The organism is Almyronema sp. (assembly GCF_052168255.1).
GTDB lineage: Bacteria > Cyanobacteriota > Cyanobacteriia > Phormidesmidales > Phormidesmidaceae > Sphaerothrix > Sphaerothrix epifaneia.
The window spans coordinates 118,151-139,384 of record NZ_JBQLZL010000042.1; the positions used below are offsets into that span (position 1 = coordinate 118,151).

General features: G+C 50.1%; 22 protein-coding genes. 11 read left to right on the plus strand and 11 right to left on the minus strand.

Annotated features, from left to right (window positions below):
• Positions 1 to 1,234: allantoate amidohydrolase (locus ACTS3T_RS09765; protein WP_462934928.1), on the minus strand; the 1,234-nt coding region annotated here is incomplete at its 3' end.
• Positions 1,235 to 1,364: 130 nt separating this feature from the next.
• Here ACTS3T_RS09765 and ACTS3T_RS09770 point away from each other — a divergent pair.
• Positions 1,365 to 1,499 (plus strand): hypothetical protein, encoded by a 135-nt coding sequence (locus tag ACTS3T_RS09770; protein WP_377961762.1) that lies wholly within the window; start codon positions 1,365 to 1,367, stop codon positions 1,497 to 1,499.
• A gap of 39 nt (positions 1,500 to 1,538) precedes the next feature.
• On the opposite strand, the gene ACTS3T_RS09775 is transcribed toward ACTS3T_RS09770, so the two are convergent.
• Together ACTS3T_RS09775 and ACTS3T_RS09780 are read right to left on the minus strand one after the other, a co-directional pair.
• Positions 1,539 to 1,916 (minus strand): metal-sensing transcriptional repressor, encoded by a 378-nt coding sequence (locus ACTS3T_RS09775; protein WP_377961760.1) that lies wholly within the window; start codon positions 1,914 to 1,916, stop codon positions 1,539 to 1,541.
• 53 nt (positions 1,917 to 1,969) lie between these two features.
• Positions 1,970 to 2,374 (minus strand): glutaredoxin family protein, encoded by a 405-nt coding sequence (locus tag ACTS3T_RS09780; RefSeq protein ID WP_377961757.1) that lies wholly within the window; start codon positions 2,372 to 2,374, stop codon positions 1,970 to 1,972.
• Between the two features lie 290 nt (positions 2,375 to 2,664).
• Here ACTS3T_RS09780 and ACTS3T_RS09785 point away from each other — a divergent pair, with 290 nt between their 5' ends.
• From ACTS3T_RS09785 to ACTS3T_RS09805, 5 genes are all read left to right on the plus strand, one after another.
• A complete protein-coding gene (locus tag ACTS3T_RS09785) occupies positions 2,665 to 3,846 on the plus strand; it encodes an HhoA/HhoB/HtrA family serine endopeptidase (RefSeq protein ID WP_377961754.1) in 1,182 nt (393 codons plus the stop codon).
• A 252-nt stretch (positions 3,847 to 4,098) separates the two neighbouring features.
• Entirely contained in the window at positions 4,099 to 4,722 is a 624-nt protein-coding gene (locus ACTS3T_RS09790) for a CBS domain-containing protein (protein WP_377961751.1), read from the plus strand.
• A gap of 357 nt (positions 4,723 to 5,079) precedes the next feature.
• The gene (locus ACTS3T_RS09795) at positions 5,080 to 5,571 is read left to right on the plus strand and encodes a hypothetical protein (protein WP_377961748.1); all 492 of its coding nucleotides are present in this window, start codon (positions 5,080 to 5,082) and stop codon (positions 5,569 to 5,571) included.
• 10 nt (positions 5,572 to 5,581) lie between these two features.
• A complete protein-coding gene (locus ACTS3T_RS09800) occupies positions 5,582 to 6,019 on the plus strand; it encodes a hypothetical protein (protein WP_377961746.1) in 438 nt (145 codons plus the stop codon).
• A 72-nt stretch (positions 6,020 to 6,091) separates the two neighbouring features.
• Entirely contained in the window at positions 6,092 to 6,448 is a 357-nt protein-coding gene (locus tag ACTS3T_RS09805) for a DUF4342 domain-containing protein (protein WP_377961744.1), read from the plus strand.
• 8 nt (positions 6,449 to 6,456) lie between these two features.
• Here the strand turns inward: ACTS3T_RS09805 and ACTS3T_RS09810 are convergent, their stop codons facing one another.
• Positions 6,457 to 6,822 carry a DUF1823 family protein gene (locus tag ACTS3T_RS09810; RefSeq protein ID WP_377961742.1) on the minus strand — a complete coding sequence of 122 codons (366 nt, stop codon included), beginning with the start codon at positions 6,820 to 6,822 and terminating at the stop codon, positions 6,457 to 6,459.
• 108 nt (positions 6,823 to 6,930) lie between these two features.
• The gene (gene cimA, locus ACTS3T_RS09815; protein ID WP_377961739.1) at positions 6,931 to 8,583 is read right to left on the minus strand and encodes a citramalate synthase; all 1,653 of its coding nucleotides are present in this window, start codon (positions 8,581 to 8,583) and stop codon (positions 6,931 to 6,933) included.
• A gap of 405 nt (positions 8,584 to 8,988) precedes the next feature.
• Here cimA and ACTS3T_RS09820 point away from each other — a divergent pair, with 405 nt between their 5' ends.
• Both ACTS3T_RS09820 and thiO read left to right on the plus strand, forming a co-directional pair.
• Complete coding sequence (locus ACTS3T_RS09820) at positions 8,989 to 9,402, plus strand: hypothetical protein (protein WP_377961736.1); 414 nt, start codon at positions 8,989 to 8,991, stop codon at positions 9,400 to 9,402.
• Positions 9,403 to 9,445: 43 nt separating this feature from the next.
• Positions 9,446 to 11,422 carry a glycine oxidase ThiO gene (gene thiO / locus ACTS3T_RS09825; RefSeq protein ID WP_377961733.1) on the plus strand — a complete coding sequence of 659 codons (1,977 nt, stop codon included), beginning with the start codon at positions 9,446 to 9,448 and terminating at the stop codon, positions 11,420 to 11,422.
• Between the two features lie 51 nt (positions 11,423 to 11,473).
• On the opposite strand, the gene ACTS3T_RS09830 is transcribed toward thiO, so the two are convergent.
• Positions 11,474 to 11,809 (minus strand): hypothetical protein, encoded by a 336-nt coding sequence (locus ACTS3T_RS09830; RefSeq protein ID WP_377961730.1) that lies wholly within the window; start codon positions 11,807 to 11,809, stop codon positions 11,474 to 11,476.
• Positions 11,810 to 11,984: 175 nt separating this feature from the next.
• Here ACTS3T_RS09830 and ACTS3T_RS09835 point away from each other — a divergent pair, with 175 nt between their 5' ends.
• Positions 11,985 to 12,230 (plus strand): hypothetical protein, encoded by a 246-nt coding sequence (locus ACTS3T_RS09835; RefSeq protein WP_377961727.1) that lies wholly within the window; start codon positions 11,985 to 11,987, stop codon positions 12,228 to 12,230.
• A 119-nt stretch (positions 12,231 to 12,349) separates the two neighbouring features.
• A complete protein-coding gene (locus ACTS3T_RS09840; protein ID WP_377961724.1) occupies positions 12,350 to 12,748 on the plus strand; it encodes an alr0857 family protein in 399 nt (132 codons plus the stop codon).
• A 68-nt stretch (positions 12,749 to 12,816) separates the two neighbouring features.
• Here the strand turns inward: ACTS3T_RS09840 and ACTS3T_RS09845 are convergent, their stop codons facing one another.
• Together ACTS3T_RS09845 and ACTS3T_RS09850 are read right to left on the minus strand one after the other, a co-directional pair.
• Positions 12,817 to 13,644: a lysostaphin resistance A-like protein gene (locus ACTS3T_RS09845; protein WP_462934929.1), complete on the minus strand. Its 828-nt coding sequence runs from the start codon at positions 13,642 to 13,644 to the stop codon at positions 12,817 to 12,819.
• 43 nt (positions 13,645 to 13,687) lie between these two features.
• Positions 13,688 to 14,080, minus strand: a complete 393-nt coding sequence (locus ACTS3T_RS09850; RefSeq protein WP_377961718.1) for an AbrB family transcriptional regulator — start codon at positions 14,078 to 14,080, stop codon at positions 13,688 to 13,690.
• A gap of 702 nt (positions 14,081 to 14,782) precedes the next feature.
• Between ACTS3T_RS09850 and ACTS3T_RS09855 the strand changes: the two genes are divergently transcribed.
• The gene (locus ACTS3T_RS09855) at positions 14,783 to 15,001 is read left to right on the plus strand and encodes a chlorophyll a/b-binding protein (protein ID WP_377961716.1); all 219 of its coding nucleotides are present in this window, start codon (positions 14,783 to 14,785) and stop codon (positions 14,999 to 15,001) included.
• A 2-nt stretch (positions 15,002 to 15,003) separates the two neighbouring features.
• Here the strand turns inward: ACTS3T_RS09855 and ACTS3T_RS09860 are convergent, their stop codons facing one another.
• The 3 genes from ACTS3T_RS09860 to ACTS3T_RS09870 all read right to left on the minus strand — a co-directional run bounded on the left by ACTS3T_RS09860 (position 15,004) and on the right by ACTS3T_RS09870 (position 20,954).
• Positions 15,004 to 16,449, minus strand: a complete 1,446-nt coding sequence (locus ACTS3T_RS09860) for a trypsin-like peptidase domain-containing protein (protein ID WP_377961713.1) — start codon at positions 16,447 to 16,449, stop codon at positions 15,004 to 15,006.
• Between the two features lie 383 nt (positions 16,450 to 16,832).
• Positions 16,833 to 18,440: an NAD(P)H-quinone oxidoreductase subunit 4 gene (locus ACTS3T_RS09865; RefSeq protein ID WP_377961914.1), complete on the minus strand. Its 1,608-nt coding sequence runs from the start codon at positions 18,438 to 18,440 to the stop codon at positions 16,833 to 16,835.
• Between the two features lie 426 nt (positions 18,441 to 18,866).
• Entirely contained in the window at positions 18,867 to 20,954 is a 2,088-nt protein-coding gene (locus ACTS3T_RS09870; RefSeq protein WP_377961912.1) for an NAD(P)H-quinone oxidoreductase subunit 5, read from the minus strand.
• Between the last annotated feature and the right edge of the window lie 280 nt (positions 20,955 to 21,234).

A 21,234-nucleotide genomic window follows, 5' to 3' on the forward strand; every position in this document is an offset into this window, starting at 1 on the left:
GGTAAACCCGATCGAGTTCAAGCAGCGTTTGCAGCAGTACCGTTGCCCCCTGAGCACACTGTTCCGGAGAAGTATATTCGATTTCCGAGTGGCTGATGCCCCCCTCGCTGGGCACAAAAATCATGCCCATATCAGTAAAGCGTCCCATTGCTTGAGCATCGTGGCCAGCGCGGCTAGGCAGAGGCATGTGGCTAAAGCCTAAGCGATCGCACACTTGAGTAATGGTTTGCTGAATCACAGGGGCGGCTGGGCTGGGATCAACATCCAATACGGGCGTGATGGTAATCTCCGTTTGAGTCGCCTCGGCAATTTGAATCATTTCAGCTTTGAGAGCATCCACTAAGCCTACAATCTCAGCTTTAGAGAGATCGCGGACGTCTAAGCTAGCCTGAACTTCGCCCGGAATCACGTTTGTCGCATTGGGCCAGACTGTCAGCGAACCTACCGTAGCAACCTGCCGCCCTGGTCGAGTCTTAGCCAGCGATTCTACCGCTAAAACAAGGTGGGCAGCCGCGACTAAGGCATCTTGTCGCAGTTCCATGGGCGTTGTTCCTGCGTGGTTGGGGGCACCTTTAATCAAAATTTGGTAGCGCTGTAAACCCACAACCCCTTCAACGACGCCAATACTTTTGCCAGCGGTTTCTAGCACTTGTCCTTGCTCGACGTGCAGTTCGACAAAAGCGCAGATATGCTGACGGCTGCAACGCGCAGTTGCTAGCTGCTGCCAGTCACCGCCAACCTTACGCAGACGGGATTGAATCGAGGGCTGATTTTTCCGCGCATATTGGTCGGGATCTAGCGCGGCTGTACCAGCGATCGCTTTACTACCAATCATGCTGTCTTCTTCGTCGGTAAAGACAATCACTTCGAAGGGATGTTGCAGTTGTAGCCCGCTTTCTTTTAGCGTTCGCGCAACTTCAATACCCGCTAACACCCCCAGCGTGCCGTCATACTTTCCGGCTTTGGGCACCGTATCAATGTGAGAGCCAGTTGCCAAAGCTGGGGCGTTTTGCTTGCCCGGTAAGGTTCCTATAATATTGCCTGCCGCATCAGAGCGCACCGATAAGCCAGCCGCCGCCATCCAGCGCCAGACCAACTGACGGGCTTTGATATCCTCGGGGCTAAAAGCAAGCCGACGGACACCATCTGCTGGTAATTTGCCAATTTCAGCCAAATCCATCAGGCTCTGATAGAGGCGATCGCGATTGACAACAGGTAGCAGCTGAACGGTCATGCTTTTTAACCTCCCTCTAACAACACCACAGCGATGCCCAGGGCACCTATTTGGCAAAAATGTATACTGTATACAATCCAGAATACTGTATCACTGTTAACCAACGTAAAGATTGACTTCAAAGGCGGCTATGGGATTTTCCAGCGCGGAAGGCAAGGCAACTGTTGGCAAAAGGCTATTTCAGAAACCGCAGCGATCGCCCAAAGTCAGTTTTGGCGACGGCGTTTTTCGGCGGCGTTTTTTAGCACCTGATCTAGCCACTTAGCTTGTGCTTCAAACCGGATCAACCCTCAGCGATCCAGGCTCAGCGCAAAAAGCGATCGAGCGCCGTTTTCAACTCTTCAATTTCGGCTTCAATATTGCCTTCAGCCGCTGCGCGGCTGACACACTCTGATAAATGCTCATCTAAAATAATGCGGGCAACGCGATCGAGCGCCCCCCGAACGGCGGCAATTTGCACTAAAACATCTGGGCAAGGACGGCTTTCTTGCACCATCGTTTTGATGCCGCGAATATGACCTTCTACCCGAGCCAGCCGATTAATAATACGCTTTAGCGATTCCTCGCTATGAACGTGAGCGTGCTCTCCGTGGCTATGGGGGTTTGACTCAACAGGGGGCAGCGGCAAAGTCTCGCGCGATTGATTGAACGCGGTACCAAAGGAAAGATCGGAAGCCGTCATTAGTGTCAGTAGGTAGGGTAAGTGAATCGCCAGTAAGACTACTAGTCTAGCGACTATTCTGAACCAGGCTCAAATCCTGATAGCTCGGCCAGTTCTTCTAGCGATCGCACGCCCATATACAATTCACCATTGATTTCCCAGGTAGGGTAACCCTGAATGCCTTTAGCTTGGCAAACCTCAGGTTGGGCATTTTCACCGCTAGGATCACACTCTACATAAGGAATGCGATCGACAGCGTCGTTAAAGCGCTCTTTTTGATCAGCGCAATGGGGACACCAGTAAGCCCCGTACATCTTATCGCCTTCAGCGGTTAAGTGATCAGCAAGCTGAGCCTCAAACGAAAGTGGTTCAGGTTCGGGCGTACCGACCTGACTGCAACTCATGAGCAGGCTACCGATGATCACAGCGCTCCCCAAAAGACTACCGCTAACCAGTTGACGCGGAAAAAGAGTTGGCATGGTACTTAACTAAGCAGTTGAAATGGATCGATTAAGCTATGGAATGTTTTAGACAGGCAAACAGTTCCCAACGGCGGTGAGGAGAACCGTACTCATCCTAGTCTAACTACCCCTACTTGAAGTCGCTTTGCCCTCTCCGTCACGATGGAAGTTACAGAAAGGGGGTTAGTCTGAGAAAGGGCACATTGGTATTTAGGTCAGTTGAGAACGGTCTGAGCCGATGCCGACTCACTCGATCAGCCTTTCAGAAACGGGTTCAGTTAGGTTTTATTGGGTTTTTACTAAGGCCGATGAGATTAACGCAGCGCTTTCAACACATGATCCGTCTTTGGGGTCGCAGACTGGTGCTTTTAGGCATCAGTCTTTTGCTAGTCGGGCACTTGGGTCTATTGCCAGCCCAAGCCGTTGCCTTGGCTCAAGTTCCGGTGGCTAACGCGAACGACAGCTTTGTAGCGGCGGCGGTTAGAGAAGTAGGGCCAGCAGTTGTCCGTATTGATACTGAAAAAACAGTGGTTCGCCGCTCACCTGATCCATTTTTTGAAGATCCGTTTTTTAGAGGTTTTTTTGGTGGGCCAAACGGGATGTCTGGCTTACCTCAGGAAGAACAACTGCTGCGCGGCCAAGGCTCAGGCTTTATCATTGACCCCAGCGGTAATATTTTGACCAATGCCCATGTGGTTGATGGGGCTGATCGGGTGACGGTCACGCTCAAAGACGGTCGCCAGTTTGCCGGGACTGTCGAAGGCGAAGATGAAGTCACCGATCTGGCTGTGGTGAAAATTAATGCTGGCAGTGAAGATTTGCCCATTGCTAGCCTGGGCGATTCTGACCAGATAGCGGTGGGGGATTGGGCGATCGCCGTCGGTAATCCCCTCGGTTTAGACAATACGGTGACGCTGGGTATTGTTAGCACCCTCAAACGCTCTAGTGCCACCGTTGGCATTCCCGACAAACGCCTGGAGTTTATCCAAACCGACGCCGCCATCAACCCTGGCAACTCCGGTGGCCCTCTTTTGAATCAAAGCGGTGAAGTGATTGGCATTAATACTGCCATTCGAGCAGACGCAATGGGGATTGGCTTTGCCATTCCAATCAACAAGGCCAAAGAAATCAAAGACCGCCTGGTACGAGGTGAGCAAATTGCCCATCCTTATCTGGGGGTTCAGATTGCCACACTGACACCCGATATGGCCAAGCGCAATAACGAAGATCCTAATTCTGGCTTCACTTTGCCTGAGGTGAATGGGGCACTGGTGGTACGTGTGATTTCAGGTACCCCAGCCGCAGAAGCAGGCTTACGCCGGGGCGATGTTATTGTCGAAGTGGAAGGCAAAGCCATTACCTCTTCAGATCAGCTGCAAACTCAAATTGATCGCAGTGAAGTGGGCAAATCCTTACAGGTTAAAGTCAGAAGGGGTAGCCAAACGCAACAGTTTTCTGTGAAAACGGCAGCGCTAGAAAGCGATCGCTAATTTTCAGGTGGGAGAAAAGCCCTTTCCTGCTGTTGTTAAGGTCATCACTTTTACTTATTGGCTGCTTTGTCAGACCAAAAGAGTGCGATCGGCGATCGCACTCTTTTTTGCTTATTCTGCGAGGATAAAGCTATAGCTGTAGTGATAAGAGTTGAGACACGCAAATAGCTGCAAGCCTTCTCTAGCTGAAAAGCTTTTTTCTGCCCTCTACCCTCAACCTTTTGCCCTTAGCGACCACTCACCAGCACCCTTATGAAAGCAGCCGACATTATGACCTCTGAGGTCATCACCATCAGCAGTGCCGCCCCCGTTGCTGTCGCCATTGCCCAAATGCGCAAGCATCAGGTGCGATCGCTCATTGTAGAGCGCCACCACGAAGAAGATGCTTACGGCATCGTCACAGAAACCGACATCGTTAGCAAGGTCGTCGCTTACGGTCAGGATCCTCAACAAATGCGAGTTTACGAAATCATGACCAAGCCTTGTATTGTGGTTAATCCAGACCTCCAGGTTGAGTATGTCGCGCGTCTGCTCACCCAGGCTAATATTCACATTGCCCCGGTGATTGAGAAAAAGCTGCTAGGCGTTATTTCCATCAGCGATATTTTGACCAAAGCCGATTTTGCCGAACGTCCCCAAGCCACCGTGTGGGAGCAGCGAATTCAAACCGCGATCGCTCAAGCTCGCAGCACTTGTCACTCCTATGGGGTCACGACTCAAAAATGCCGTCAGGCTTGGGAAACGGTTGAAAAGCTACAAGCAGAAGCCGCTCACCAGCGATCGCAGCGCCTAGAGCAAACAGCCTTGGAAGCCTATAGCGAAGAATATCCAGAGGTGAAAGAGGCGTGGCTATACGACGTATGGTGCAGCGGCTAAAAGAAACTGGCGACAAACAGCCAAAGCAAGCAGTCAATAGCAGCCCTTTGTTCGATGCTGAGGCGATCTCTGCATCCGCAAAGGCTGCTAGCCGTTATTGACTAGGAAATAGATCTCTAAACAACTTGATCTACCCCCAAAGCTAGAGAGAAATTACCGAAAAAGAAGCTATAAACATTCATCGTTTCAGTACATTTGTACTATGATTGAGGTGTCAGCTCTAGACATAGCTTTAGCGCTCTATCCCCCGTGGCTCAAATACAAGCTTGCTGTTTTCTAGCAGCATGAATTTAGCCGCTGAGTGCTCGAAGCTAGCTCACACTGGTGACTCATCAGCCTTAGCAGGGAGAGAACAGCATGGTTCATTACTCAGATCACAACTATCCCCGGCAGCACTATCCCCACCCAACGCCGCCGTCGGTCTCCCCCCGTCTTGCTTCTAGGGCTGTGCCGTCCGGCCGCAGTCCGATGCGGCGGCGGCAGCGGCGGCCTGCTAAAGCTTTCATCGCTGGCGGTTCAATTCTGGCGCTAGCTGCCTTAGTCGTCTCTCCAAAGTCGGCGCAGAATCAACAAACCCAGGCTGAGGTTTGCACTCAAGTGATTCAAGAATCTGCTCGTTTGTCTAGAGATGAGTTGACCCAGCTAATCAGTATCCCTCAAACCTCCAGTCGAGCGGCTGTCGAAGACTTGCTTCAAGAACCTTACTGCCTCCTACCTACTAAAGCTGCTGAGGTCAGCGGCCCGCTAGAGCGGCAGGCTTATCCCCTAGAGTTTGATATCGATACCTGGTTAGTCGTCGAGTACACAGACAACCAGTACGTCGGCTACGACTTTAGCTTTCGCAAGTAGGTAATCCAATATGTGGCGTACTTTAGGGATCAGCAGTTTACTGCTAGTTATGGGTTGTAGCCAAGCCGCTTCTCCGCCAGCCCGACAGGTTTCCATCCATCAAAACTGGGCTTTGCAACCCGGTAGTGAAATCGCTGGCTATCACGTCAGCGGTGGCCTTGGCGATATCTCAATTGAGTTGAGGGGGAAAGCGGTTCATGCGCCGTTCGATGGCAAAGTTCAGCCTAGCGTCGCCGACTGCGTTATGTTTTCTAGCCCAGAGGTACCCGCTTACTTATTCCGATTTTGCGGTTTGCAGGGCACCCGACTGGGAGAGGTCAAAGCTGGTAGCAAGGTGGGTACAGGAGAAACACTGCAGTTTGCCGCTTTGCGGAAGCAGCCAGATGGCACTTGGGCTTTAGTAGAGCCTGCTATGGATGTGTTAGAACGTACAGTTAAGCCGCACTAGCCTTTTTCGTCACAACTTTCTCAGGTTTCATCCTTAAAATGGCAGGTAAAGACGTTTAGGAGCCTTACCCTAATGGATCCGCTCAATCAACCACCTTCTGACCCTGTAGATACCATCCCCGTCAAAACTATCCCTGTTGATCCGCAAGACGAAGCTCAGACCAACATTCCCCCAGAAGGCGTTACCACTGAAGAGTTCAGTATCTCTGGTGACACGCTGGTTGCCAAGGTGAAAGAGCTAATTCATGAGGGCAATATTCGGCGCATCATTATCAAAAATGACGAAGGCCGCGTCTTAATTGAAATTCCGCTGACCGTCGGCGTGGTTGGCGGCGTGGTCAGCGCGGCTGTTTTTCCGGTAATTGCCGCTGTGGGCGTGATTGGTGCGATGGTAGCTCATCTAACGCTGGTGATTGAGCGCCGGGAATAGGCGATATTCTAAGAGAGGTTGTGTTCCTTTAAATAGCTCAACAACCAGTTGGCCATTGTTGCCCGTCGGGTGAGTCGGGGTACGAGTTGGTCGATACTGTAGCCTTTGAATCCTAGCTGTTCCTTCAGCAGTTGCTTATTTTCTGGGGGAATCGATCGCGTTAGCTGCACGGTAGCCGGACGACTGGCAATAAAGTCGGGCGGTTGCGGATATTTTTCTAGCCAGTTGGTTTCAACATCAGTGGTATCCCACTGTTGGGTCGTTTTGTCATAGCGATATCCCAAGTAGTGCCAAACAAGCTGGTTAACCGTCTCATCGGGTAGTTCTTCGTTGAGAATGGCCCAAATGGTAGCGATCGTTAGCGGGGGAAGCATAGAAGATAGAAGCGTCAGGAGAAATATTCAATTCTGGCAGCCTTTTGGCTCAGTAGAAAGCAGAATAGACCGCTCAGCCCAAGATTGAGCGTCTGTTTTGCAGCCCTTTTACCCTGACGCTAAAACGGCTTCAATGGGCTGTTCTTGCATGATTAGCCCATATTCGAGTCCTTCAACCACGGCTTGATAGGAAGCTTCGATGATGTTAGTCGAAACCCCCACCGTCGTCCAGCGTTGAGCGCCGTTGCTAGACTCTAGTAAAACGCGCGTTTTGGCTGAAGTACCCGTTTTGCCGTCGAGGATACGCACTTTGTAGTCGGTCAGATGAAACTGGGCGATCGCAGGGTAAAAGTTGAGTAATGCTTTACGCAAGGCAGCATCTAAAGCTGAGACAGGGCCGTTGCCTTCAGCAGCTTCTAGAATTTCCTGGTCATTCACTTCTACCTTAACGGTTGCTAAGGAACGGCTACGCCAGAGATCGCCATCCGGCATGCGATCGCAGTTGACCTGAAACCCTTTGAGTTCAAAAAACTGAGGACGCTGTGCCAAAGCTTCACGCATCAATAGTTCAAAGCTAGCTTCAGCCGCTTCAAACTGATAACCTTCGTGCTCTAGCGTTTTTAAGCGATCTAATAGCTGGCGAGAGGTTGGATTTTTCTTGTCTAGCTCAATGCCAAAACTGCGAGCCTTAGCAATGATATTGCTTAAACCAGACTGATCAGAAACAACAATGCGGCGGCGATTACCAACCTGCTCTGGTTCAATATGCTCGTAGGTTAGCGGGTTACGCTCCACCGCACTCACATGAATGCCCCCCTTGTGGGCAAAAGCTGATAACCCGACAAAGGGAGCGTGATCATCGGGTGCTAAATTGACCACCTCGCTCACAAAACGGCTGGTTTCGGCCAGCGTTGCGAGCTGAGCGGGCTGAATACAAGAACGCCCCAGCTTCAGTTGCAAGTTAGGCAATAAAGTACAAAGATTGGCGTTGCCGCAACGCTCACCATAGCCATTCATCGTCCCCTGTACCATGACAGCCCCTTCTTGCACAGCCGCCAGTGCGTTGGCCACCGCCGTACCTGAATCATTGTGGGTGTGAATCCCCAGCTTTGGCACAATGCCTTCAACTAAGGGCTGTTTCACCAACCAGGTTTGCACGGCCTGCACAATCTCGGTAATTTCGTGAGGCAAAGTGCCGCCATTGGTATCGCAAAGAACCAGCCATTCTGCCCCAGCAGCGATCGCCGCTCCTAGCGTCTGCAAAGCATAATTGGCATTGTGCTTATAGCCATCAAACCAGTGCTCAGCATCATAAATAATGCGGCGTTCTTGGCTGCGCAAAAAAGTGATGGTATCTTCAATCATCGCCAAATTTTCTGGCAGCGTGGTTTGCAGCCCTTCCGTCACATGCAAATCCCAAGACTTGCCAAATAGGGTTACCCACCGGGTTCCGGCGGCTAAAATCGGCTGTAGCATTGGCTCGTCAGCCGCCTGCCGCCCCGGACGGCGAGTTGAGCAAAACGCCACCACCTCAGCCTGACTCAGGGGAGATTCTTTAAGCTGCCAAAAAAACTGTACGTCTTTAGGATTAGCCCCCGGCCAGCCGCCTTCAATAAAAGGAATACCTAAGCGATCGAGTTGATGAGCAATTCTCAACTTATCTTCAATGGAAAGCGCCAACCCTTCTCGCTGGGCACCATCGCGGAGCGTCGTATCATAAATCCAAACTTGAGGAGACCACTTAGCAGCAGATTGAGTCATGGGAGAGAGCAGTTTGCGTTTAGCACACCTAAGGGACAACAAAAGTCAGTGAGTAAAACTCAAAAAAATAGTCTATAAAGTCTATAGTTTACAAACTACTCAGACGCCTGAAGCTATTCATTGAGTTTAATAGCGACCCTGACCCTATTCTCTCACGCCGATCTGCCCTTGGCTGGTCAAACCTGTAGGACTCAGAAATCTTAGAACCCAGAGATTTTAAAATTACTAGACAAAAGATCTTTAGTTCAGAAGTTCAGCATCAGACAGCGCTTCTAAGGAAACAACCTCCTAGGCCAGATCGCTGCCAATCCTTGCTTAGGCAAAGGCCACTAAAATATTCTCGGCAAATATCCCCAAAAATAGAGTCCCTGAGCGAAGATGGAAGAGAGCAACAGGTAAGCAGGCATGAACAGGTATATTCTCGGTGCAATCTTGGCAGGGGCGACTGTACTCGTCATGTATGGTGTGGGTTCCGGCAACCAAGTCGCTAGCTGGATTGACAATTTGGGTCAAAGTACCTCAGACGGTGCTAACCAAGTCGCTAACAATTTTGAACCTGTTTCAGGCTCAGAGCCGATTCAGCAAGCTGGACAGCTAGCCCAGCGGCAGACACCTCAAGCATCTCCTGTTTCAGCCAGTGATAATTTTGGTGAGCCGACTGAGCAGGCTCAAGATACTGCCGATACCAATAGCGGCCAATCTCAGGCTGGAACCACCGATACTGGCGCTTCTGGCACACCTGCCCCAACGGGTTCTGCGGGGGGAGAGAGTAGCCAGTCTGGGCAAGCAGTTGACACTTCGATTCCAGCCCTTTGGTAGGCTAATAGCCTCAGTGTTGAGTTCACAAGATTAGGAAAGTGATATGGGTGGGACATCTGATGTCCTGGTCATCGGGGGTGGCCTTATGGGGTTGGCCATTGCCGTTGACTTGCAGCAGCAAGGTGCGACGGTAACAGTCCTCAGCCGCGATTTTCAAGCGGCGGCGGGTCATGCTGCTGCTGGCATGCTGGCTCCTCAAGCCGAAGAACTTCCCCCCGGCCCGTTGCAAACGCTTTGTCAACGGAGTTTGGCGCTTTATCCAGATTGGGTGGAAAAACTAGAAGCGCTGACTGGGCAAACGGTAGGCTACTGGCCTTGCGGTATTTTGGCACCTCAATTTACCCTGCCAGCCAACCCAACTGGGGCGGCAACAGCACCTCGCTATTGGCTCGATCGCTCAGATTTGCAACAGTTTCAGCCCGGTTTGAGTGAACAACTGGTCGGTGGCTGGTGGTTTCCGGAAGAAGGTCAGGTTGATAACCGCTTGCTGATGCAGACGCTCAGCATGGCTGCTCAAACCTTGGGCGTAGATTTGCAAACAGGAGTGACTGTAAAAGGTATACAGCAGCGCGATCGCCAGGTCACACAGGTCATCACTTCTGTCGGTAGTTTTCGCGCCCATCACTATGTATTAGCTGCCGGAGCCTGGGCTAGAGAACTGCTGCCCTTGCCCGTTTTTCCCTGCAAAGGCCAAATGCTTTCGCTCAAGGTGCCTTCCGGCTATCCTCAGCCCCAACCGCTAGGCCAAATTCTTTATGGAGAGCAGATTTATATTGTGCCGCGCCAAGGAGGGCAGATCGTTTTAGGGGCAACCGTCGAGACCGTTGGCTTTAACCCTAACAACACCGCCGCTGGGATACAACAGCTACTGGCGCAGGCCATTCGCCTTTATCCGGAACTACAAAGCTTTCCCATTCAAGAATGCTGGTGGGGATTTCGACCGACGACACCAGATGAATTACCGATTTTGGGAGCTAGCCCTTGCCAAAATCTGACGCTGGCACTGGGGCATCACCGCAATGGAATACTATTGGCACCCATCACTGCCACTCTCATTGGCCGTTTGATTCAGCAGCAAGTTGCCGATCCGCTGCTTTCAGCTTTTGCCTGGGATCGTTTTTGCTCTGACCAATCTTCTACCGCTGCTTTGCTCACCTTACCCGCTACACCTGCAACCCCTATGCAACTTGCCGATCGCCCTCTAAGCGACCCCAACCTATCTACAAGCGATACGCCCTTAAAAATTGCGGGTCGTAGCTTCAAATCACGCCTGATGACGGGCACAGGCAAGTTTGACAACTTCGACGATATGCGGCATAGCCTTGCAGCTAGCGGCAGCGAAATTGTAACCGTTGCTGTGAGGCGGGTACAAACCAACGCCCCTGGCCATGAAGGGTTAGCTGAAGCCTTAGACTGGAAGCAAATTTGGATGCTGCCCAACACAGCGGGTTGCCAGAGCGCGGAAGAAGCTGTGCGGGTAGCGAAACTGGGGCGAGAAATGGCGAAGCTATTAGGTCAAGAAGACAACAATTTTGTCAAATTAGAAGTCATTCCTGACGCTAAATATTTGCTACCTGATCCGATTGGCACTCTGCAGGCGGCTGAGCAACTCGTGCGGGAAGGTTTTGCAGTGCTACCTTACATCAACGCTGATCCTTTGCTAGCCAAGCGGTTGGAAGAAATTGGCTGTGTAACAGTTATGCCGTTGGGTTCGCCAATTGGCTCAGGGCAGGGTATTCGCAACGCTGCTAATATCGAAATCATCATTGAAAATGCTCAGGTGCCAGTGGTTGTCGATGCCGGAATTGGTTCGCCTAGCGAAGCGGCTCAAGCGATGGAGATGGGGGCTGATGCGCTACTGATTAATACTGCGATCGCCAAAGCCAAAAACCCAATTGCCATGGGTAAAGCGATGGGTATGGCTACGGCAGCCGGACGTCTGGCCTATTTGGCGGGGCGCATTCCGGTTAAAACCTATGCCAGCGCTAGCTCACCCCTAAGCGGACGAATCAACAGCTAACTTGCCGACTGCTCCCTTGCATTAACGAGCCAATAGCGGCGGCAAGCAAACCTATGGTTCTAGGCTGTTTAAGCTTAGTGGTACCAGCTCTCCAGTCATGGTTAAACCCAGCAGCATAGGCGTTTGCGGGGCGATCGCTGCCCCTGTTATGGCACAGTGTTCTTCTTTTTGGGCGATCGCTTCTAAGCTGGCTCGAATATCTTGCCGTTCTACGGTTGGCTGCAAATCTGCCGATTTTTGTTCTACATAGCGCCAAAGAATGTCTCGAATTAACGCCTGATAGCCACGGTTTCCGGCGATCGCCTTTAAGCGTTCTTTTAAGTCTCGCTCTAGGCGAATGCTGGTGACTTCCATATCAGTCGTTGACGATCGAGATAGCGTTGGCATAGAGGGGTGCACCTCCTAAAACAGTTGTTGTAACTCTATAGCTCCAGTCTAGACATTATCGTGTTACAAGTGTAGTATTAAGAAGGTCAATTTGATGGTTTGGGCTGGGTAACTCCACTTTTCAAGTAAGCCTGCCGCTCAAGCATTGACCCCTCATCAATTTTCAGGAGTTCTCGTGGTAAAGCAGTCTGTCACAAATAAGCAAAAGGCGATCGCCCTAAACCGGGGCAATCAGCTATTTGCGGCTCAAACTGCGCCAGAACTCAACTCGCAGATACCTACCGAAGAGCCGTTTAGCGATCGACTACAGTGGGCGCTGGCAGCGGGCACCCCCCGGATAGATCTACCCATTGGTCAATATCAGTCTTTAATCCGAAGCGGGCGGCTTAGCCGCAAGAGTATAACCCACTCTTCTAGCTGAGACACTTTTGGTCTTAACTCAGCTCCCGCTTCTGACCGAGGCGGGGGCTTCTTAATTTTCTATTACAGCATTGTTAGCCACCGCCCTGTAAAGCTTTCTACTCTTTTCAGGACATCGTCATGCTGAAGATCACGTATAGCGAAAGCAGCCTGCACTTGGAACGCTCAGCACAGACAATAGCCGCTTTTTTGAGCCAGCGAACGCAGCTCAGTTGGCAAATGCAGTACGCTTTCACCCTTGAAAAAAGCTACGGAGCCTTTTTGCTTTCAGCCCACCTACCCCACTTGGCTCAATTGATAGCGGCATCTCAGCAAATAGCACCTAGAGAGATCAGTTTTTCAACCGGAGATGAGGAGATGGTAGAGGTTAGTTTGCAGGGCTACTGGATTGCTGAACATCCTCATAGTGCAGAGGGCGTTTTAGTAGCAGAACTGCCCACTCGCCTAGAAATCTTACTGGTGAGGTTTTGGCAGGCTTCTCAAACGCAGGCTGTCGCTAAGTCAACTCAATGGCCTTAATCGCCCTAGCTAGTGGATAAACAGCCACCCAGCCTGAGACACCTGCCGCCGCTTTGACTGAGTAGCCGCTAGGGTTTGGCGATTTGCCAGATCACCCCAGCCGTAGCCAGCATCAGCAGCATCGCCATTGCCCCGGTCAGCGGCTGCCCGACCCGGCCAATGAGCCAGGTTTTTCCCTTATCGGTTGGCACAAAGATCTCGGCTGTTTCTAAACTGGCAATTCCCCAAACCCAACCTGCATGTAGCCCCCAAGCCAAACCCAGTTGGCCACCATCGCCCCAGCGAGCCAGCACCAGCACCATGCCCATTAGCCAAAGTCCTGGCAGTTGAGGAATGTTTTGCCGACCTTCCCACACTAAGTGCAGCAAAGCAAAGATAGCGCTAGCGATCGCTGCTGTTGTTACCCATCCATAGCCTTGGTGTAGCTGATTGACTAAAAACCCTCGAAAGACGAGTTCTTCTGTCCAGCCAATCCAAAGCGCTAGCCCCAACAATGGCAATGCAATTTGAACCAGAGCCGGGGGCGGGTTTACCTCAGCAGCAACTTCGCTGGTCAGATTGCGTTTTAACTGCGTCCAACCCAGCGCTTGTTGCACCCCAACCAGCAAGCCCAAACCTACCAAGGCTAGCCCTAAACCTAGCAATAAAGAAATTACCAGCGATCGCCGCCAGACCATACCATAAGCAGCAAAAGAACTGGCTTCTAGCTGGCTAGCGCCCCAAATCACCAAGGGCGCTAAAAGATATAAAGAAGCCAGCAGCGGTATCTTTTGAGCTGGCTCTATAGGTTGACCCGGTCGCCATTTAAGAAAGATTGCCAAAGGAATAGCTAATGGCAACCAAAGGACTCCCCAAGCTACAAAAAAGAGAAAAGTGTTGACAGCTATAGAATCCACTCTTTAATCCTGAGATAGCCAGATTCAAAGGCTGACATAAGACTTAATCTTCTATCTCTGCAGCTCCATCACTATCAAGCTGAATCAAATGAATGTGTTTGTAACCCAGCTTAATTTCAAATTCGTCTCCTGGCTTTAAACCCATTTCCTGGGTATAAGTAGAACCAATTACAATCTGGCCATTCTTATGCACACTGACCCGATAAGTTGGCTCCCGACCTCTACCGTCTTTAGCACTTTCAGGGTTTAAGGTAATGCCTCTGGCCGCTAACAGGGCATCGTAAAAATCTGTCAGATTGACCCGCACCTGACCGTCTTTTGTGACCGTGTAGTAACCACACTCTCTCGCCGTTTCTTTTTTAGAGAGGTGGGAAAGATCTTTAACTTTCTGTAATAGCCCTTTGCCTGTCAGAGGAGCTGTTTTCGTTTCTGCCATTGACTCAAAAAAATCCTTCTCTCGATACTTCCGTGTAAGGGTAAAAACTATGATGAAACTTTAAGTTTTTGCAGCGAACTGCTGACTTACGAATGTCTTTTAGCAGAACAAAGCAAAATATTACCGCTAACAATGGAGTTTATTATAGTCATTTCTAGCGTGTTTGTCATAAAAAATAATCTACGAAAGAGCGCTACTAATTAGCAGTAAAGCGCTAAGAGTTAAGCTGTTATAGGTACAAATCGCAGTGGTTTAGGGCTGAATCATAGCATGGGAGAAATCGTGCCTGTCAAGCAAGTTTTTCCCTTGCTTGATCGATTTCAAGCAGTTTCAACGAAAAATAAGGCGTCTAACTAAATGTTTGGGTTAAAAGTAGATACGAGATTTGGCTTCCTCGCCGCCTAACTGATAAGCAAAGCACCGATGACTTGAGGTAAATTCCATGTTCAATGCCAGCATTGGTCGGTAAACCCTGCTAAGGCATCGCCTAGACGGGTTGATAAACACTTCTAGATACCATTGGTGGGCTTTGAACCTATAGGCTAGCCAATTTTTCTTTAACAGTGAATTAGAAGTTAGCCCATTAAACGAGGTTTAGCTGGCTAGAAAGCATTCAGCAAACCAGCTTTAGCAGGGATAAATTTAAAGCAGAAGTGCAATCGGTTAGAGTAGGATATGCAAGCAATCACGCTTTAGCGACCGATGACTCCAGAGAGCCAAGAATTTGAAGTTCAAGTACCCGATACTGACCCTTCAGAAGCCGATGACGAGCCAGTAAATCAACCCCAGCCCGCTTTCGGCTGGACTGCCTATGCAGAAAAGCTGAATGGGCGATTTGCCATGATCGGCTTCATCAGCTTGCTGCTTTTAGAGCTGATCACACATCAAGATTTTTTCACCTGGATGGGACTGTCGCGTTAGCGCTAGCGAACCGTGAGCTGGTATTGTCCCTGCTGGTTGGGGCGATAGGTGTTAGCAATAACCCGATAAGGGCCACTCACTGGCAAAGTTATGGCGATGCGAGCGTTAAAATCGCGATCGCTAATATCGTTGTTTTCGGCGACAACTTCACCATCTGGCCCGACTAGCATCAGATAGGGGTTGAAGTCTGAACTTTGCAGGTCAATCGTCACAGATTGCCCCGCCTGCCCTTGAAACACATGCTCATCATAATAAGTGCGATCGCTGAGAACCGGATCACCCGCACCCAGAGTCCCTTGAGTTTGTAAAATAAAGTCGCCCCCACCCTCTCGAACCCGATTTTCGGATAAAACCCGGAGCTGATAACGACCAGCTTCCGCAGGCGCATAAGAATTCGCCAAAATCAGATAGGCTCCATTTGCTGGCAAAATCGTACTTAACCGAGCATCTAAGTTACCGCCACTGTCATCGTCTTGCCCGACCGTGCTGCCATCCGGTGCCACCAAAATTAAGAACGAATCAATCTCGCTGCTGCGCATTTCAATAGTGATTGGCTGCCCAGCACGACCTTCAAAGGTATAGACATTGAAATAGCTATTATCGACTGGCAGAACATGGCTGCTAGCGTCTAATTGTCCGGTTACGACTGGCCCGTTAACCGCAATGGTGGCAGGCGGCTGCTCTTGCCCCAAACGCATAGAACCAGTCGCGGCTTGGGCGGCGGTGCCCTGCTCGACAGCGGCTAAAAAAGGGCGTATCTGCTGAATATCAATCGCAAAGCCAATGCCAATATTGCCGCCGTTAGCCCCTGTGGTAAAAATGGAGGTATTAACACCAATGAGTTCGCCACGACTGTTTAGCAAGGGGCCGCCCGAATTGCCGGGGTTGATAGCTGCATCAGTTTGAATCAAACCGCGTTCCGCATCTAAGCGGCTCACAATACCGACTGTAAACGTACCCTGCAAGCCAAAAGGATTGCCAATGACGAAAGCTCGCTGACCTACCTGAACTGAACCGGGAGCCGCTAGCGCAATAGTTGGGAAGGTGGCTCCATTGCTGCGTAGCTGAATCGCCGCCACATCGAGGCCGCTGTCTCCATAGCCCACGACATCACCTTGAAACTGCCGTCCGTCTTCAAGCCGAACGGTTACGGTTCTGGCATTTCGCACCACATGAGCATTAGTTAAAATCAGGCCATCTGGGCTGATGAGGCTACCACTACCCGACCCTTCACCCGCATCAATGGCAACGACAGCCGGACTGGCCTGACGATAGACTTGAATACTGGTCTGTTCATCATCGGCTTGCGCCCAAGCAGCTAGCGGCGCTACACCAGCAAATGGTTTGAGTAAGTTACTAGGGGCGATCGCAGTGGCTAAGTTAAGACCCAAAGCCGTACTCAAAATTAAGGCAGGAGACGCGATCGAAGCAAAAATGGAACGAGACATGGTACTGAAAATCTACAGGCTGAAGAATAACAAGCTGACTAAAGAGCCAAGAAATGCTTGAGCCGCTCTTGAGCAAGCCAATCAGCCTGCCCCGCAATGCCCTTAATGCTAAAGCAAACAAGCCACCTAGACAGAAGCTAGCAATCCTCAGCTTCTCCAGCAGATCGTTTGCCAAAAACGGGATTTTATCGCTGTAGCCTCTCAAGTTAAGACACTTAAATGGCTGCAAGCTAAAGACAGAAAACCTTTTATTTTGCCTTCTGCCTTTAGCTAGATTGCTACAAATCTCTCAGCATTCTCTTTATTCTAAGGTAGACAACAAAACGACCTCGGAGGTTTCAGGACACTTCCGAGGTCGTCACCTAATATTTACATTGACAGCGTCAAGGATGAAGACTGGGTGCTTGAAACGGTTGTATAGCCGCTAAAGGCCCAGCCGGAGTAGACGTATCCGCAATTTCTAAGGCTTCTTGCCTTAGCCGTGCGGTAATTGCTAAGGTTTTGGCGTCATAAACCTGAGTTAAAAGCTTGGGATAAAGACCGAAGCCAATAATCGGCACCAGCAAACTCGCAATGATAAAAACTTCGCGAGGTTCAGCATCGACCAAAACTTCATGCTCAACTAGCTCTTTATTTTCAGGCCCGTAGAAAATTTCCCGCAGCATTGATAGCAAATAAATGGGCGTCAAAACAACGCCTACTGCCATCAAAATCACAATCAACAGCTTAAAGGTAGAGCTATAAGCATCACTGGTGGCAAAGCCGACAAAAACCATCAGCTCAGCTACAAAGCCGCTCATGCCGGGTAACGCTAAAGAAGCCAGCGAACAAGCCGTAAACATTGCAAAGATCTTAGGCATCTTTTTGCCTACCCCACCCATTTCATTCAGGATGAGCGTATGGGTGCGATCGTAAGTCGCCCCTACCAAAAAGAAAAGACTGGCTCCAATTAGTCCGTGGGAAACCATTTGTAAAACGGCACCACTCAGCCCCAAATTGGTAAACGAAGCGATGCCAATAATTACAAAGCCCATGTGGGAAATTGAAGAATAGGCGATCTTACGTTTGAGGTTACGCTGTGCCCAAGAGGTGAGCGCCGCGTAGATAATGTTGATCACCCCAAAAATCACCAAAATAGGGGCGAAGTAAGTATGCGCCTCCGGCAGCATTTCCACATTCATGCGAATCAGGGCGTATCCTCCCATCTTCAGCAAGATTCCCGCTAGCAGCATGTGAACTGGAGCCGTCGCTTCTCCATGAGCATCGGGCAGCCAAGTATGCAGCGGAAAAATCGGTAGCTTAACGGCGTAAGCAATCAGAAAGGCACTATAGAGCAAAAGCTGTAACTTGAGGGGAAAGTCTTTAGCCATCAGGGCAGACATATCAAAGGTGATGGTGTCTCCATAGAAAGCCATCGCCAATGCCGCCACCAAAATAAACAGAGAGCCGCCTGCTGTGTAAAGAATAAACTTGGTGGCGGCGTACAGACGCCGCTTGCCGCCCCAAATAGAAAGCAACAGGTAAACCGGAATAAGTTCCAGTTCCCACATTAGGAAAAACAGCAGCATATCTTGGACAGCGAAAACCCCTAACTGGCCGCCGTACATCGCCAACATTAAAAAGTAAAACAGGCGTGGCTTTAGGGTCACAGGCCAAGAAGCTAAAATCGCCAGCGTGGTGATAAAGCCTGTCAGCAAAATTAGCGGCATTGAAAGGCCGTCCGCCCCGACCGACCATTTCAGGTCTAGCTGGGGTACCCAGGTGTAGCTTTCAACTAGCTGCATACCTGGATTACTAAAGTCATAGTTGTAGTAAAACGCTATGACGATAAAAACAAAATCAATCAGCCCCACAATTAGAGCGTACCAACGCAGCCGATAAGCCGTTTCTTTCTGTTCCGTCTGGCCCGCTTCGGCGGGGAAAAACGGAATAAATAAGGCCGCTAAGATGGGAAAAAAAATGACTATAGATAGCCAGGGTAAATTGGCGATACTCATATCTAAATGCTTTGAAAGCAGTTATTTTCAAGAACAGCTAGCTTAAACACAGCGTTTTTGGGGTCTAGACCAAAAGCAAACCCTGTTTGGCAACCCTTGCAGCCCGTGGTGCGATCGCGCTTTTATAGCAGCGAGTTATCGCTAAAGGCTAAGAGCAGAAGGAAAAGCCTTTCTGTCAGAGGCTTTCGGCAACTGAAGTGTCTCAACGCTGGTGGCTACAGCTACAAATGCAGATGGCCTCTGTTAAATAAAAACTTTGCTTAAAGAATTGACCTTGCTAAAAACAAAAGTTTTTAATATGAGGCCATTAGCTTCGCTTGAGGCACATGCCAAGCAGTGTAAAAGGCAATTCTGAGCCAGTAGCAAAACTGAAGACTTTTTACAGAATGCAGCAAGCGACTAGGCCGTTTCAGAAAACCTCTACGTCAAACCTGAAATCAGCACTAGACCCAGCACTGCCCCAAAAACAATCAGGGCATAAAACTGTGCCCGACCGTTTTCGAGGTACTTCAGACCTTCACCCGTTACCAAGGTAACGAAACCCGCTAAGTTGACAATGCCATCAACGATACGAATGTCAATTTCTAGCACTTGCTTGGCTAGCTTACGACTCCCCTGCACAAAGACGGTGTCATAGATCTCGTCGATGTACCACTTGTTCAAAGAAAGCTGATAGAGCGGTTCAATTTGCTGGGCAATAGCGCTGGGATCAATTTTGCGCGATAGATACATCAAGGAAGCCAATGTAATACCGATTAAGGCGATCCCAACCGAACTGCCGCCCATGATCAAAAATTCGTGCCAATCAAACGCTTCGGCAACTTCTGCTGATTCAGCTACTTCTGCGATCGCGGCGGTATGGGGATGAATAAACGCCTCAAAGTAGTTGGCAAAAGGCGTACCGACTAAGCCAATCAATACGGAAGGCACCGCTAAAGCCATAAGCGGTAAGGTCATCGTCAAAGGCGATTCGTGAGGAGAATCACTGTGGTGATGACCCGATTCTTCATGATCTGCGGCATCATTTTCGATAACCAGCTCTTGAGGGTTCATGGCTCCAGGCCCTAGCGAAAGACCCAGCCGTTGCAGCTTTTCGTGCTGAAGCTGCTGGCGAATTGCTTTGTCGTTACCACGAAAAGAGCCTTCAAAAGTGCTGAAGTACATGCGGAACATGTAAAAAGCCGTGGCACCAGCCGTTAACCAACCCACAACCCAAAGGATGGGATTAACGGCAAAAGTCGAACCAAGAATTTCATCTTTAGACCAAAAGCCAGCGAACGGCGGAATGCCACAGATAGCTAGCGTACCGATTAAGAAAGTAATGGCGGTGATTGGCATGTACTTGCGCAAGCCACCCATGAGTCGCATATCTTGAGCCAACGCCGGATCATGGCCGACCACCCCTTCCATGCCGTGGATGACTGAGCCAGAGCCTAAAAACAGCATGGCTTTAAAGTAGGCGTGGGTCATCAGGTGAAAGAGACCAGCCCCATAAGCACCAACCCCCATCGCCATCACCATATAGCCCAACTGAGACATCGTGGAGTAAGCAAGACCTTTTTTGATGTCGTTTTGAGTGATGGCAATACTTGCCCCCAAAAAGGCGGTAAAAGCACCCGTCCAGGCAACTACCGTCATTGCGCTAGGGATTTGCTCAAAAACGGGGAACATCCGGGCAATCAAAAAGACCCCTGCTGCTACCATCGTAGCGGCGTGAATCAGCGCTGAGATCGGTGTGGGGCCTTCCATGGCGTCGGGCAACCAAACATGCAGCGGGAACTGAGCCGATTTGGCAACCGGGCCTAAAAAGACCAAGACAGCAAAAACGCCAGCCCAGGCAAGGCTTAAACCGCCAGACTGAACTAACTCAGTCAAGCGATCGCCCATTAAATCAAATTCAAACGTGCCGGTCGCCCAGAACAACGCCAAAATACCAAGCAGTAAGCCAAAATCCCCTACTCGGTTAGTGACAAATGCTTTCTGGCAAGCATCGGCGGCTGCGCCTCGGTTATACCAAAACCCGATCAGCAAATAAGAACACATGCCAACCAGTTCCCAGAATACATAAACCTGGAGCAGGTTCGGGCTGACAACTAGACCCAGCATGGATGAGCTAAACAGGCTGAGATAGGCATAAAAACGAACGTAGCCCGGATCATGAGCCATATAGCCATCGGTGTAGACCATAACTAAAAACGCTACGGTCGTCACAATGACCAGCATTAGCGCCGCCAGATGGTCAATGGTGTAACCCATTGACAACTGAAAGTCGCCCGCTGAAGCCCATTCAAACATTTGAGTGTAGGGTGCGTGACCTTGTACCTGGCTCCAGAGCAAAGCGCCGGATAATACCATGGCAGCGCCGGTCAGCGTCACGATAAACGCGGCGCTAATACGCCGCAGTTGACTGGTAAATTTGCTATAAGAAATCAGGCCGATGCCTAGAACCATCGCGCCCAAAAGAGGCAGCACCGGAACTAGCCAGGCATATTGGTAAAGAGTTTCCATCGAATCCATTGCCTACTCCAAGTGTCTTCGCCGAGTTGGCAAAACCGCCTACATTGTGACACACCTGTAATCTCAAATTCTCTGGCATGAGACATATTGAGAAATGTGACAGGCGATTTCAAAAATAGCCTACCTATGAATGGCGATCGCAAATTAACTGTCCTTTAATGGCTTAGCACGATCCCCATCATTGAGGGCTAGGCCAATTCTAAGGAAATCTTTACACTTTTGCGCACTTAACCGGAGTGTTTAATCACGCCTGTTTAACAATGATGGGTTC

What these genes read in the sequence shown, in the direction of transcription:
- ACTS3T_RS09870 (WP_377961912.1), bottom strand. Translation starts at nt 20,954, where the DNA reads ATGGAAACTCTTTACCAATATGCCTGGCTAGTTCCGGTGCTGCCTCTT.
- ACTS3T_RS09770 (WP_377961762.1), top strand. Translation starts at nt 1,365, where the DNA reads ATGGGATTTTCCAGCGCGGAAGGCAAGGCAACTGTTGGCAAAAGGCTA.
- ACTS3T_RS09805 (WP_377961744.1), top strand. Translation starts at nt 6,092, where the DNA reads ATGGATCCGCTCAATCAACCACCTTCTGACCCTGTAGATACCATCCCC.
- ACTS3T_RS09780 (WP_377961757.1), bottom strand. Translation starts at nt 2,374, where the DNA reads ATGCCAACTCTTTTTCCGCGTCAACTGGTTAGCGGTAGTCTTTTGGGG.
- cimA (WP_377961739.1), bottom strand. Translation starts at nt 8,583, where the DNA reads ATGACTCAATCTGCTGCTAAGTGGTCTCCTCAAGTTTGGATTTATGAT.
- ACTS3T_RS09860 (WP_377961713.1), bottom strand. Translation starts at nt 16,449, where the DNA reads ATGTCTCGTTCCATTTTTGCTTCGATCGCGTCTCCTGCCTTAATTTTG.
- ACTS3T_RS09800 (WP_377961746.1), top strand. Translation starts at nt 5,582, where the DNA reads ATGTGGCGTACTTTAGGGATCAGCAGTTTACTGCTAGTTATGGGTTGT.
- ACTS3T_RS09840 (WP_377961724.1), top strand. Translation starts at nt 12,350, where the DNA reads ATGCTGAAGATCACGTATAGCGAAAGCAGCCTGCACTTGGAACGCTCA.
- ACTS3T_RS09810 (WP_377961742.1), bottom strand. Translation starts at nt 6,822, where the DNA reads ATGCTTCCCCCGCTAACGATCGCTACCATTTGGGCCATTCTCAACGAA.
- ACTS3T_RS09850 (WP_377961718.1), bottom strand. Translation starts at nt 14,080, where the DNA reads ATGGCAGAAACGAAAACAGCTCCTCTGACAGGCAAAGGGCTATTACAG.
- thiO (WP_377961733.1), top strand. Translation starts at nt 9,446, where the DNA reads ATGGGTGGGACATCTGATGTCCTGGTCATCGGGGGTGGCCTTATGGGG.
- ACTS3T_RS09855 (WP_377961716.1), top strand. Translation starts at nt 14,783, where the DNA reads ATGACTCCAGAGAGCCAAGAATTTGAAGTTCAAGTACCCGATACTGAC.
- ACTS3T_RS09830 (WP_377961730.1), bottom strand. Translation starts at nt 11,809, where the DNA reads ATGCCAACGCTATCTCGATCGTCAACGACTGATATGGAAGTCACCAGC.
- ACTS3T_RS09775 (WP_377961760.1), bottom strand. Translation starts at nt 1,916, where the DNA reads ATGACGGCTTCCGATCTTTCCTTTGGTACCGCGTTCAATCAATCGCGC.
- ACTS3T_RS09795 (WP_377961748.1), top strand. Translation starts at nt 5,080, where the DNA reads ATGGTTCATTACTCAGATCACAACTATCCCCGGCAGCACTATCCCCAC.
- ACTS3T_RS09785 (WP_377961754.1), top strand. Translation starts at nt 2,665, where the DNA reads ATGAGATTAACGCAGCGCTTTCAACACATGATCCGTCTTTGGGGTCGC.
- ACTS3T_RS09820 (WP_377961736.1), top strand. Translation starts at nt 8,989, where the DNA reads ATGAACAGGTATATTCTCGGTGCAATCTTGGCAGGGGCGACTGTACTC.
- ACTS3T_RS09790 (WP_377961751.1), top strand. Translation starts at nt 4,099, where the DNA reads ATGAAAGCAGCCGACATTATGACCTCTGAGGTCATCACCATCAGCAGT.